General features: G+C 73.2%; 12 protein-coding genes and 1 tRNA gene. 11 read left to right on the top strand and 2 right to left on the bottom strand.

Annotated features, from left to right (window positions below; translation table 11 throughout):
- Entirely contained in the window at positions 1-879 is an 879-nt protein-coding gene (locus CCO02nite_RS01705; RefSeq protein WP_146841286.1) for an aminotransferase class IV, read from the top strand.
- Positions 880-960: 81 nt separating this feature from the next.
- Here CCO02nite_RS01705 and CCO02nite_RS01700 read toward each other — a convergent pair whose 3' ends face one another.
- The gene (locus tag CCO02nite_RS01700) at positions 961-1,389 is read right to left on the bottom strand and encodes an SsgA family sporulation/cell division regulator (RefSeq protein WP_146841285.1); all 429 of its coding nucleotides are present in this window, start codon (positions 1,387-1,389) and stop codon (positions 961-963) included.
- A 263-nt stretch (positions 1,390-1,652) separates the two neighbouring features.
- On the opposite strand from CCO02nite_RS01700, the gene CCO02nite_RS01695 reads away from it, so the two are divergent.
- The 9 genes from CCO02nite_RS01695 to CCO02nite_RS01655 all read left to right on the top strand — a co-directional run bounded on the left by CCO02nite_RS01695 (position 1,653) and on the right by CCO02nite_RS01655 (position 9,726).
- Positions 1,653-1,724 (top strand) — tRNA-Val (locus CCO02nite_RS01695).
- 184 nt (positions 1,725-1,908) lie between these two features.
- Positions 1,909-3,924, top strand: coding sequence for a threonine--tRNA ligase (gene thrS / locus CCO02nite_RS01690; RefSeq protein WP_146841284.1), 2,016 nt, complete (start codon positions 1,909-1,911; stop codon positions 3,922-3,924).
- 57 nt (positions 3,925-3,981) lie between these two features.
- On the top strand, positions 3,982-4,569 hold the full coding sequence (locus tag CCO02nite_RS01685; protein WP_246117296.1) for an HIT family protein: 588 nt from the start codon (positions 3,982-3,984) through the stop codon (positions 4,567-4,569).
- A 17-nt stretch (positions 4,570-4,586) separates the two neighbouring features.
- On the top strand, positions 4,587-5,180 hold the full coding sequence (pgsA, locus tag CCO02nite_RS01680; RefSeq protein WP_146841472.1) for a phosphatidylinositol phosphate synthase: 594 nt from the start codon (positions 4,587-4,589) through the stop codon (positions 5,178-5,180).
- Positions 5,177-6,202 carry a phosphatidylinositol mannoside acyltransferase gene (locus CCO02nite_RS01675; RefSeq protein ID WP_146841283.1) on the top strand — a complete coding sequence of 342 codons (1,026 nt, stop codon included), beginning with the start codon at positions 5,177-5,179 and terminating at the stop codon, positions 6,200-6,202. Before pgsA ends, CCO02nite_RS01675 begins: the two co-directional genes overlap by 4 nt.
- Positions 6,203-6,222: 20 nt before the next feature.
- Positions 6,223-7,419, top strand: coding sequence for a glycosyltransferase family 4 protein (locus tag CCO02nite_RS01670; RefSeq protein WP_186812554.1), 1,197 nt, complete (start codon positions 6,223-6,225; stop codon positions 7,417-7,419).
- Positions 7,416-8,117 carry a hypothetical protein gene (locus tag CCO02nite_RS01665; RefSeq protein WP_146841281.1) on the top strand — a complete coding sequence of 234 codons (702 nt, stop codon included), beginning with the start codon at positions 7,416-7,418 and terminating at the stop codon, positions 8,115-8,117. The genes CCO02nite_RS01670 and CCO02nite_RS01665 overlap by 4 nt, the downstream gene beginning before the upstream one ends.
- A 104-nt stretch (positions 8,118-8,221) precedes the next feature.
- Entirely contained in the window at positions 8,222-9,148 is a 927-nt protein-coding gene (gene pdxS / locus CCO02nite_RS01660) for a pyridoxal 5'-phosphate synthase lyase subunit PdxS (RefSeq protein ID WP_146841280.1), read from the top strand.
- Positions 9,145-9,726 (top strand): NUDIX hydrolase, encoded by a 582-nt coding sequence (locus tag CCO02nite_RS01655; protein ID WP_246117261.1) that lies wholly within the window; start codon positions 9,145-9,147, stop codon positions 9,724-9,726. Before pdxS ends, CCO02nite_RS01655 begins: the two co-directional genes overlap by 4 nt.
- A 46-nt stretch (positions 9,727-9,772) precedes the next feature.
- On the opposite strand, the gene CCO02nite_RS01650 is transcribed toward CCO02nite_RS01655, so the two are convergent.
- A complete protein-coding gene (locus CCO02nite_RS01650) occupies positions 9,773-11,002 on the bottom strand; it encodes an aminotransferase class V-fold PLP-dependent enzyme (RefSeq protein ID WP_146841279.1) in 1,230 nt (409 codons plus the stop codon).
- A gap of 120 nt (positions 11,003-11,122) precedes the next feature.
- Here CCO02nite_RS01650 and CCO02nite_RS01645 point away from each other — a divergent pair, with 120 nt between their 5' ends.
- Positions 11,123-12,307, top strand: coding sequence for a pyridoxal phosphate-dependent aminotransferase (locus CCO02nite_RS01645; protein WP_146841278.1), 1,185 nt, complete (start codon positions 11,123-11,125; stop codon positions 12,305-12,307).
- Positions 12,308-12,334: the final 27 nt, after the last annotated feature.

Raw genomic sequence — 12,334 nt, 5'->3', positions numbered from 1 at the left:
ATGAGCGCGATCGACCCCACGGGCGTGGTGATCTGGGCCGACGGCCGGCTGCACGGCCCGACGGACGCCCTGGTCAGCGGCGTGGACCACGGCCTGACGGTCGGCGACGGTGTGTTCGAGACGTGCGGCGTCGTGCAGGGCGCGGCGTTCGCCCTGACGCGGCATCTGCGCCGCCTCGCGATCTCGGCGCGCGGGCTCGGACTCGTCCCGCCCGACGACGGCGCGGTGCGGACCGCCGTCGACGAGGTCCTCGCCTTCGCCCCGACCGCGGGCCGGGTGCGCATCACGTTCACCGCCGGGCCCGGGCCGTTGGGCTCGAACCGCGACGACGACGGGGACCGTCCGGGCACGCTCGTCGTTCTCGCAGGCCCGGCGACCCGGGCGGACGTGGGACGGGTCGTCCGGGTGCCGTGGGTGCGCAACGAGCGCTCGGCGGTCGCGGGGCTCAAGACGACGTCCTACGCCGAGAACGTCGTCGCGCTCGCCTATGCGCACCGGCGCGGGGCCGACGAGGCGCTGCTCGCCAACACGGTGGGCGAGCTGTGCGAGGGGACCGGCGCCAACGTGTTCGTCGAGCGCGGTGGCGAGCTCCTCACGCCGCACCTGACGAGCGGCTGCCTGGCCGGGATCACGCGCGAGCTCCTGCTCGAGTGGGGCGCGGCCGAAGGACTTCCGGTGCGGGAGGCCGAGCCGGGTGAGCTGCGCTACGACGTGCTCGACGACGTCGCGGCCGGTCGCGCCCACCTCGCGACGACCGGTTCGATCCGCAACGTCACGCCCGTCGTGGCGCTCGACGAGCGAGCGGTGCCGGTGGGCGAGCTGTGCCAGGCCGCACGTGACCTGTTCGCCCGACGGCAGGCGCTCGACGTCGACCCGTGAGGCGCCGTGCGGTGCGTGGGCGGAGAAACGACGACGACCGGCCCCGTCGACGTTGACGGAACCGGCCGTGTGGATGAGAAATCAGGCCGTGAGCAGCGCCGCGATGAGAGCGGTGATCTCGGCTTCCATGCGATCGCTCTCCGAACCGAGGGGGACCAGGGCCTCGGTGCCGGCAAGGAATCGCACCAGCGGCTCGCTCGGAGCGGCCAGGAGGGCGCTGCCCTCCACACCACTGAGCGAGACCAGCGCATAGTCGGGGTCTTCGTCACGCCACACCTGGACGTCACCGCTTCCGGCCGGAGCATCCGCGGTGGCGTGCATGCCCATGGAGAGCAGCTCGCGGCCGATGAGCCAGGTCGACATGGTGTGCGGGCCGGTGAAGACCGCGCGCACCGTGTACGGGTCGGAATTGCGGAAGGACAGCTCAGCGCTCACCGGGACGACGCTGGCATCGCTTCCGATCAGCTGCATGGCGACGACCTCGACGACGTCATAGGACGAATGCGTCATCGGGTCCTCCGTTCCGTTCAAGGGCTATTAGTCCCATCATGGCAGCCCGATGCCCGATTGGATCGGTCTCTCGCACAGGTTCACCCGGGCGGACGCCGAGCGGGTGAACGATCAGGTGGCAGCACCCGTGCCTGAGGCGACGAACTCGTCCCGAAAGAGTGTCGTACGCGGCGCTCGGGCGCAAGCGTACGTGCTGTCCGGTTTCGGATTCCCGGACGGGTCCGGGTAACATCCTCCGCAGCAGCGCCCACGGGCGGTGCCGCGGGCGATTGGCTCAGTGGTAGAGCGCCTCGTTCACACCGAGGAGGTCGCTGGTTCGAACCCAGTATCGCCCACACCAGAAGGCCGTTCCGGAGCTCACCGGGACGGCCTTCGTCGTACCCGACGAGGGTGCACCGGCGATGCCGGCCGGACCGGCGACCTGCGCCGACTCCCGTCGGTCCGGGTGCGGCGGCGCCGGTAGCATCGATCGGGTCCGCCGCGCGGCGGACGCCTCCACGACGCCGGAAGGTCCTCCCCGTGCCCGAGCTCATCGCCCTCACCGTCGACGGAACCGCGACCACGGTGGAGCCGGGCACGACGGGCACCGACCTGTTCGGTGACCGCCGCGACGTCGTCGTCGTCCGCGTGGACGGTGAGCTGCGGGACCTGCACCTCGAGATCCCGGCCGACGCCGCCGTCGTCGAGCCCGTCAGCATCCACGAGCCGGACGGGCTCGCGGTCCTGCGCCACAGCGCGGCCCACGTGCTCGCGCAGGCGGTGCAGGAGCTGAACCCGCAGGCGCGGCTCGGCATCGGCCCGCCCATCACCGACGGCTTCTACTACGACTTCGACGTCGAGACCCCGTTCACCCCGGACGACCTGCGCGCGCTCGAGAAGGTGATGGGCCGCATCGTCAAGGAGGGCCAGACCTTCCGCCGGTGGGACGTCACGGAGGCGCAGGCGCGCGAGATCCTGGCGGCCGAGCCGTACAAGCTCGAGCTCGTCGGCCTCAAGGGCGACGCGGGCTCGACGGACGGCGCGAGCGTCGAGGTCGGACTCGGCGGCCTGTCGATGTACCAGAACGTGCGCGGCGCGGGCCGCGAGAGTGAGGCCGTGGTCTGGCAGGACCTGTGCCGTGGCCCGCACCTGCCCAGCACCCGCCTGATCGGCAACGGCTTCCAGCTCACCCGCTCCGCGGCGGCCTACTGGCGCGGCAGCGAGAAGAACCCGCAGCTCCAGCGCGTCTACGGCACCGCGTGGCCGACCAAGGACGAGCTCAAGGCGTACCTCGAGCGCGTCGCCGAGGCCGAGCGCCGCGACCACCGCCGCCTGGGCAGCGAGCTGGACCTGTTCTCGTTCCCCGACGAGATCGGCTCGGGCCTGGCCGTGTTCCACCCCAAGGGCGGGATCGTGCGCATGGAGATGGAGGAGTACAGCCGCAAGCGCCACGTGCAGGCCGGCTACGACTTCGTCAACACCCCGCACATCACCAAGGAGCGGCTCTACCAGATCAGCCAGCACCTGAGCTGGTACGCGGACGGCATGTACCCCCCGATGCAGCTCGACGAGGAGCGCGACGAGCAGGGCAACATCAAGCGGCAGGGGCAGAACTACTACCTCAAGCCGATGAACTGCCCGATGCACAACCTCATCTACCGCTCGCGCGGGCGCTCCTACCGCGAGCTGCCGTTGCGGCTGTTCGAGTTCGGCACGGTGTACCGGTACGAGAAGTCCGGCGTGGTGCACGGGATGACCCGCGCGCGCGGGTTCACGCAGGACGACGCGCACATCTACTGCACCAAGGACCAGATGAAGGACGAGCTGGCGAGCCTGCTCACCTTCGTCCTGGAGCTGCTCAAGGACTACGGACTCGACGACTTCTACCTCGAGCTCTCGACGAAGAACCCGGACAAGTCCGTCGGCGACGACGCGATCTGGGAGGAGGCGACCGAGACGCTGCGCCAGGTGGCGACGGAGTCCGGCCTCGACCTGGTTCCCGACCCGGGCGGCGCCGCGTTCTACGGCCCGAAGATCTCGGTGCAGGCCAAGGACGCGATCGGCCGTACCTGGCAGATGTCGACGATCCAGCTCGACTTCAACCTGCCCGAGCTGTTCGAGCTCGAGTACACCGCCTCCGACGGCTCGCGACAGCGGCCCGTGATGATCCACCGCGCGCTGTTCGGCTCGATCGAGCGGTTCTTCGCGGTGCTCACCGAGCACTATGCGGGCGCCTTCCCGGCGTGGCTCGCGCCCGTGCAGGTGCTCGCGGTCCCGGTCGCCGAGCCGTTCGAGCCGTATCTCGACGATGTCGTCGCCCAGCTGCGGGCACAGGGCATCCGTGCCGAGGTGGACCGCTCCGACGACCGGTTCGCCAAGAAGATCCGCAACGCGAGCACCCAGAAGGTGCCGTTCGTGCTCATCGCCGGCGGCGAGGACGCCGACGCGGGTGCGGTGTCGTTCCGGTACCGCGACGGGCGCCAGGACAATGGCGTGCCGGTCGCCGAGGCGGTCGAGCGGATCGTCGCCGCGGTCCGCGAGCACGCGCAGGTCTGAGCCGTGCCCGACGCGACAGCCGTGCCCGACGAGACAGCCGTGCCCGACGAGACCGCCGTGCCCGATGCGGGCCCCGAGCTGGTCGACGCGCGCCTGCTCGTCGGCGAGCCCGACGGGCTGCAGCGGCTGTGGACCCCGCACCGGATGGTGTACATCGAGGGCGAGAACAAGCCCTCGGACGACGCGGCCGGACCCGGCTGCCCGTTCTGCCGCATCCCGTCGCTTCCCGACGAGGAGGGGCTCGTCGTCGCGCGCGGCGGCGTCGCGTTCGTCGCGCTCAATCTCTACCCGTACAACTCGGGCCACCTGCTGGTGTGCCCCTACCGGCACGTCGCGGACTACACGGACCTGACCGACGAGGAGGTCGCGGAGGTCGCGACCCTCACGCGCACGGCGATGCGCGTGCTGCGCGAGGTGTCGCACCCGCACGGGTTCAACCTCGGCATGAACCAGGGCGACGTCGCGGGTGCCGGGATCGCCGCGCACCTGCACCAGCACGTCGTGCCGCGCTGGAACGGCGACGCGAACTTCCTGCCCGTGATCGCACGCACGCGCGCGCTGCCCGAGCTCCTGGCGGACACGCGGGCTCGGCTCGCCGCCGGTTGGCCCACCGGACCCGACGACGGGGGGATGATCGCTCCGTGAACCGACTGCGCGGCCTGATGACCCGGATCTTCACTCCGGTGGCCAAGCTTCTGCTGCGACTGGGGGTCTCGCCCGACGCCGTGACGATCACGGGCACGCTCGTCGTCGTCGTCACCGCACTGTGGGCGTTCCCGACGGGCCACCTGTTGCTCGGGACGTTGGTCATCTCGTTCTTCGTGCTCACGGACTCGCTCGACGGCGTGATGGCGCGGACGGCGGGCCGCAGCGGGCCCTGGGGCGCGTTCCTCGACTCGACGCTCGACCGCTTCTCCGACGCCGCGATCTTCGCCGGACTGGTGCTCTGGTTCTACGGCGAGGGCGACGACCACCTGACCGGCACCCTGGCGCTCGCGTGCCTCGCGATCGGCTCGTTCGTGCCGTACGCCCGCGCCCGCGCGGAGGGCCTCGGGATGACCGCGGCCGTCGGGATCGCCGAACGCGCGGACCGGCTCGTGCTCGTGCTCGTCGCGACCGCCCTCGTCGCGTTCGGGTTGCCGGTGACGGTGCTCACGGTCGTGCTCGTCGTGCTCGCGCTCGCGTCGATCGTGACGGTCGGGCAGCGGATGGCCACGGTGCGGCGCCAGGCCAGGGAGCTGGAGCGGACCTCGTGAGCCTCGATGCCGGTCGCCTGTACGGGCTGGCCTGGCGGGTCGCGCCGCGGCTGCCGGGCGCGTTCGTCCGGGGCCTGTGCAACGTCGGTGCGGACGCCGCGTGGCTCCTGCATGGCACCGGCGTGCGACGCCTCGAGGTGAACCTCGCGCGCGTGCGCCCCGAGCTCTCGCGCGGCGACGTGCGCCGCCTGAGCCGCGCCGGCATGCGGTCCTACGTGCGGTACTTCGGCGAGACCTTCACGCTCGGGTCGCTGACCGAGGCGCAGATCGACGCGCGTGTGCGGGCGACGGGTCTCGAGGCACTGCGCGTCCACACCGACGCCGGCCGGACCGCGCTGCTCGCGCTCGGGCACATGGGCAACTGGGACCTCGCGGGCGCCTGGGCGACGCGCCACATCGCGCCCGTCACGACGGTCGCCGAGCGCCTCGAGCCGGAGGAGGTCTTCCAGGACTTCCTGCGGCTGCGCGAGGGGCTGGGTCTACGCATCCTCGCGCTCGGCGACGGCGACGTGTTCCGGGACCTCGTGCGCGTCGCGCGCAGCGGTCCGGGCCTGCTGCCGCTGCTGGCCGATCGCGACCTGACGGCACGCGGCGTCGAGGTGGACCTGTTCGGGCACCGAGCGCGGGTCGCTGCGGGGCCGGCCGCTCTTGCGGTGAGCACGGGAGCACCCCTGTTCGCGACCGCGATCACCTACGAGCGGCTCCATGGGGCGCGTCGGCGCGCCGCCGGCTCGCCGTGGGGGATCCGGATCGACTTCATCCCGGTGCCCGAGGTGGCGGACGACGTGCCGCGCGCCGACCGCGTGCGTGCGATCACGCAGGCCTGGCTCGACGTCCTCGCAGAGGCGATCCACGCGCGGCCGCAGGACTGGCACATGCTGCAGCGGGTGTTCGTCGACGACCTCGACCGCGCGCGTGACGCCGCGCTGCGCGCGGCAGCCACGGCCGAAGCCCCTGCCGAGGCCCCTGCCGACGCCACTGTCGACGCCACTGTCGGTGACGAGGACGTGAGGGGCGCATGAGCACCGTCGCGAACCGGCCGCTGCGCGTCGGGATCGTGTGCCCGTACTCGTTCGACGTGCCCGGCGGGGTGCAGTTCCACGTTCGCGACCTCGCCGCGGAGCTGCTCGCTCGCGGGCACGTGGTCTCGGTCCTGGCCCCGGCCGACGACGACACTCCTGTGCCGGAGTACCTGACGTCGGCGGGCCGGGCCGTGCCGGTCCGGTACAACGGCGCGGTCGCGCGCCTCACGTTCGGACCCGTGACCGCGGCGCGGACCCGCAAGTGGGTCGCCTCCGGCGCGTTCGACGTCGTCCACGTGCACGAACCGGTCACCCCGAGCCCGTCGGCACTCGCGCTGTGGATCGCGGACGGCCCGGTCGTCGCGACGTTCCACACGGCGTTCGAGCGGTCCCGCTCGCTGCAGGTCGCCTACCCGCTCGTGAGGCAGTCGCTCGAGAAGATCTCCGCGCGCATCGCGGTCTCCGAGGATGCGCGCCGCACGCTCGTCGACCACCTGGGTGGCGACGCGGTCGTGATCCCGAACGGCGTCTATGTCGACACGTTCGCCGACGCGCAGCCCGACGAGCGCTGGACGGGGACGCCGAACGCCCCGACGGTCGCGTTCCTCGGACGTCTCGACGAGCCGCGCAAGGGCCTGCAGGTGCTCCTGGCGGCCGTGCCCGCGGTGCTCGATGCGATCCCCGGGACGCGCTTCCTGATCGCGGGACGCGGTGAGACCGGACCGGACGACGCACGCGAGCTCCTGGGCGAGCGCGCCGGGTCCGTCGAGTTCCTGGGTGGGCTGTCCGACGACGACAAGGCGCGGCTGCTCTCGTCGGTCGACGCCTACATCGCGCCGCAGACCGGCGGCGAGAGCTTCGGCATCGTGCTCGTCGAGGCGATGAGCGCGGGCGCCGCCGTCGTGGCGAGCGACCTCGGCGCGTTCTCCCGCGTGCTCGACGACGGCGCGGCGGGCGCGCTGTTCCGCACCGGGGACGAGGCCGACCTCGCCCGGACGCTGGTGGCGCTGCTGCGCGACCCGGAGCGCCGCGCGGCGATGGTGCGCCATGCGTCGGACGTGGTGCGGCAGTACGACTGGTCGGCGGTGACCGACCAGGTGCTCGCGGTCTACGAGATGGCCGTCGCCGGCAGGCACGCACCGGTCGGCGAGGACCCCTCGTCGCTGCGCGGGGCACGTCTGTTCGAGCTGCGTCGGCGTGCGGGGGAGAGCCGATGACCTGGTCCGAGATCGCGGTCGTCGTCGCAGCCGTGGTCGGGCTCGCGACGTGGTGGCTCTGGCTCGTCGCCTCGCGGCTCGACCGGCTGCACCGCAAGGTGGGCGCGTCGCGCAGCGTCGTCGACAGCCAGCTCGTGCACCGCGCGACCGCGGCCGCGGCACTCGCGACGTCCGGTCAGCTCGACCCCGTGAGCTCGGTGCTCGTCGGGGAGGCGGCCTGGACCGCGCTGGCCTCGGGCGGTGCGGGCACCGAGCTGCCGCGCGACATGCCCGACGACCTGCTCGTCCTGCTCCTGGCCGACCCACGCGACCCGCGTGAGCGCGCACTGTCCGCACCGCAGCTCGTCGGGCCCGGCGCGGACGCCGCACGGGCCGCGGTCCGTGCCGCCGAGTCCCGCAGCGCGGCCGAGAGCGAGCTCTCGGCGACCCTGCGGGCCGTCCTCGACGACGTCGACGAGATCGCGGAGCTGCGCGAGGACCCGGTCGGCGAGGAGCTGCTCGACGACCTCGGCGCGTCCTGGTACCGCGTGCAGCTCGCGCGGCGGTTCCACAACGAGGCCGTGCTGCAGACGCAGCGCGTCCGGCGCAAGCCGATGGTGCGCATGCTGCGGCTCGCCGGGCACGCACCCGAACCGCGCACGCTCGAGCTCGACGACGAGTGGCCCGAGGCGCTCGGCCGGCCCGGCGTGCGGGCCTGAGACGTCACCGAGGACCGCCCGCCGCGCGGTCTACGATGACCCGGTCCGGGCCGCGCACCGTGGCCGGACCCCACCCATCCGCACCACGATCTGCGAGGCTCGACGTGACCAGCGAGAACAGCCAGCCCACCGCGACGAGCGACGCCGCCGGCGTCATCGGGACCGCGCGTGTGAAGCGCGGCATGGCCGAGATGCTCAAGGGCGGCGTCATCATGGACGTCGTCACGGCCGAGCAGGCCAAGATCGCGGAGGACGCGGGCGCCGTGGCCGTCATGGCCCTCGAGCGCGTCCCCGCCGACATCCGCGCGCAGGGCGGCGTCGCACGCATGAGCGACCCCGACCTGATCGACGGCATCATCGAGGCCGTCTCGATCCCCGTGATGGCCAAGGCGCGCATCGGCCACTTCGTCGAGGCGCAGGTGCTGCAGGCGCTCGGCGTCGACTACGTCGACGAGTCCGAGGTGCTCACGCCCGCGGACTACGCGCACCACATCGACAAGTGGGCCTTCACCGTGCCGTTCGTGTGCGGTGCGACGAACCTGGGCGAGGCGCTGCGGCGCATCACCGAGGGTGCCGCGATGATCCGCTCCAAGGGTGAGGCCGGCACGGGCGACGTCTCGAACGCGACCACGCACATGCGCACGCTGCGCGACGAGATCCGCCGGCTCCAGTCCCTCCCGGAGGACGAGCTGTACCTCGCGGCAAAGGAGCTGCAGGCGCCGTACGACCTGGTCAAGGAGGTCGCCGAGGCCGGCAAGCTCCCCGTCGTGCTGTTCACGGCCGGTGGCATCGCGACGCCCGCGGACGCGGCGATGATGATGCAGCTCGGTGCCGAGGGCGTGTTCGTCGGCTCGGGCATCTTCAAGTCGGGCAACCCGGCCGAGCGCGCCGCCGCGATCGTCAAGGCGACGACCTTCTACGACGACCCCGAGGTCCTCGCGAACGTGTCACGCGGGCTCGGCGAGGCGATGGTCGGCATCAACGTCGACGACGTGCCGGTGCCGCACCGGCTGGCCGAGCGGGGCTGGTGACCGGGGAGCACCCCCGTACGTCCGACGAGGGCGGCGGGCCTGTGCACGCCCTCGGGGACGAGTGGCGGCGCGGCGCGGACGGGATGCTGTTCCGCCGCGCCGCGCGCGTCATCCTGCTCGACGAGCACGACCGTGTGCTGCTCATCCGCGGCCACGACGTCGACCAGCCCGAACGGTCGTGGTGGTTCACGATCGGCGGCGGGATCGACACGGGCGAGAGCGCCCTGGACGCCGCGGTCCGTGAGGTCCGCGAGGAGGCCGGCATCGAGCTGGACCGCGACGGCGTGCTGGGCCCGGTGCTGACCCGGTCCGCGATCTTCGACTTCGCGTTCGAGCACTGCCGCCAGGACGAGGAGATCTTCCTGGCCAGGGTCGCGGCCGCGTCGTTCGTCGGCGAGGACCGCGCGGGCTGGACCATGCTCGAGCAGGACGTCATCGACGAGCTGCGGTGGTGGTCGCTGCCCGAGCTCGCGGGCGTCGAGATCGAGGTCTTCCCGGAGGGCCTCGTCGGGCTGGTCGCCGACCTGCTGCCCGGGTGGGACGGCGCCGTGCGGCACCTGGGGCTCGCGCGCGAGTGACGCCGGACGCCGCGGCGTCACGGCGTCGACCGGACGCGTCAGGCGGTCAGGTGACCGTCGGACGCACGCGGTGCTCGGCGGCGCGATGCTCGCCACCCGCGAGCACGGCCTCGAAGGTCCGCGCGGCGGTGAGCATGTCCGCGTGGGTCAGGTAGGGCGCGCCGACGCCGAGCCTGGCGATGCCGGGGCGGTGGTCGCCGACGACCCCGCGGGCCGCCAGCGCCCGCACGATGCCCCAGGCCTCGTCGTGCCGCACGCTGACCTGCGAGCCGCGCCGATCGTCGTCGGCCGGTGACGCGAACCGCGTCCCCGGGACGAGAGCCTCGAGGCACGCCCGCAGGAACGCCGTCAGGGACGACGACCGTCGCCGCACCGCGCGCACGTCGACGTCGTCGAGCACGACGAGCGCGGCGTCGAGCGCGGCGAGCGACAGGATCGGCGGCGTCCCGACCCGAGCCCGCGCGACGCCGGGCGCCGGCACGTAGGTGCCGCTCATCGCGAACGGGTCGGCGTGCCCGGTCCAGCCCGCGAGCACGTTCGCGAAGGCGTCCTGGTGCCGGTGCGCGACGTAGCCGAACGCCGGCGCGCCGGGACCGCCGTTGAGGTACTTGTACGTGCAGCCCACGGCCAGGTCGACGCCGTGCTCGTCGAGGTCGACCGGCACCGCTCCCGCGGAGTGGCACAGGTCCCAGACCGTGACCGCCCCGGCCGCGTGCGCGGCGGCCGTGACGCCCGGCAGGTCCCAGAGCCGGCCGGTGCGGTAGTCGACGTGCGACAGGACGACCGCCGCGACGTCGTCGGAGCCGCTCAGGCGCGCGGGCACGTCGTCGGGCGACAGGAGCGCGATCTGCCACCCGACCTGCCGCGCGACGGACGCCAGGACGTACAGGTCGGTGGGGAAGGAGGAGGGGTCCGCGAGCACGGTCCGCCGGCCCGGGCGCAGCGCGGCGGCCGCGTGCAGCGACTGGTAGAGCCGGACCGAGGTCGAGTCGCCGACGGCGACCTGACCGGGCGCGGCGCCGACGAGCCGACCGATCCGGTCGCCGACGCGCAGCGGCGCCTCCCACCAGCCGGCGTCGTTCCAGGACCCGACGAGCCCGCGGCCCCACTCCTGCTCGACCACGCGCGCGACCGCATCGCCCACCCCGCGCGCGAGCGGGCCGAGCGAGTTGCCGTCGAGGTACACCACGTCCGGGGGGAGCTCGAACCTCGCGCGCAGGTCGGTCGCCGCGTGCTCGGCGTCGAGCGCTCGGGCCGTCCGGTCGAGCTCGTCCATCCACCGCTCCTCGGGTCCCGTGCACGTCCGTCCATCGTGCCCGACGACGGACCCGCGCGGCGGGAGAACGTGCGTACCGACCAGTAACATCCCGTCACCTCGGCGCGATAGCGTCGCGGGATGGCCCGAGTCTCACCGACTTCTCCCGTCCGCGACATCCCGCGTTCCGGCATCCGCGCCGTGATGGAGCTGGCACTGCACGATCCCGACGCGATCCACCTGGAGATCGGCGAGCCCGACGCGCGGGTGCCCGCGCACGTCGTCGACGCCGTCGCCGCGGCGGTGGCGCGCGGGGAGGCGGGATACTCATCGAGCCAGGGGCGGGCCGACCTGCGCGAGGTCGCGGCGGCGCGGATCGCACGCCGCACCGGCCTCGCGGTGGACCCCGGGCACGTCGTCGTGACGCACGGCGCGATGCACGGTCTGGCCATGTCGCTCGCGACGCTGCTCGGACCCGGCGACGAGGTGCTGCTGCCGGACCCGAAGTTCCCGAACTGGGAGATGGCCGCGGTCGCGGCCGCCGTGCACGCGGGCACCTACCCGACCCGTGCGGACGCAGGCTTCGTACCAGACCCGCGCGAGGTCGAGGCGGCGATCGGGCCGCGCACGCGCGCGATCGTCGTGTGCTCGCCCAACAACCCGACGGGGGCCGTGTACCCGCCCGAGGTGATCGAGGCGCTGGTCGACGTCGCGCGTCGCCACGACCTGTGGGTGCTGGCGGACGAGTGCTACGAGGCCATCACGTTCGGCGTGCCGCACACGCCCGCCGCGACGTTCGACACCGACGGCCGCGTCCTGACCTTCCACACGATGTCCAAGACGTACGCGATGACCGGGTGGCGCACGGGCTACGTCGTCGTGCCCGACGCGGGTGTCGTCGAGCACCTCGGGCGCCTCGCGGAGGCCACCGTGGCGTGCCCGTCGACCATCGGCCAGCACGCCGCCCTCGCGGCGCTCACCGGACCGCAGGAGTGGGTGCACGACGCGGTCGAGTCCTACTGGGACCGCCGCGACGCGGCCGTGAAGCTGCTGCGCTCGCGAGGCGTGCGTCTCGTCGAGCCGGACGGTGCGTTCTACCTGATGGTGGACGTCGGGACGCAGGACACGGACCGGTTCGCGCGTGAGCTGCTCGTGCGCCGGCACGTGGCCGTCGCGCCGGGTGCGACGTTCGGGCCTGCGGCCGGCGGCATGGTGCGCGTGAGCCTGGCCGCCCCGCGGGCCGCGCTCGAGGAGGGCCTGACGCGACTGGCCGACGAGGTGCGCCCGGGTACCGGGTCGGCGGCGCTGGCAGCCGCGGCTCGCTGAACGCGCTCGGCGGACCGCTCGTCGATC

The organism is Cellulomonas composti (assembly GCF_007990245.1).
Lineage (GTDB): Bacteria > Actinomycetota > Actinomycetes > Actinomycetales > Cellulomonadaceae > Cellulomonas > Cellulomonas composti.
The sequence above is the reverse complement of the archived record's forward strand: the minus strand, read 5'-3'. Positions and strand labels throughout refer to the sequence as shown.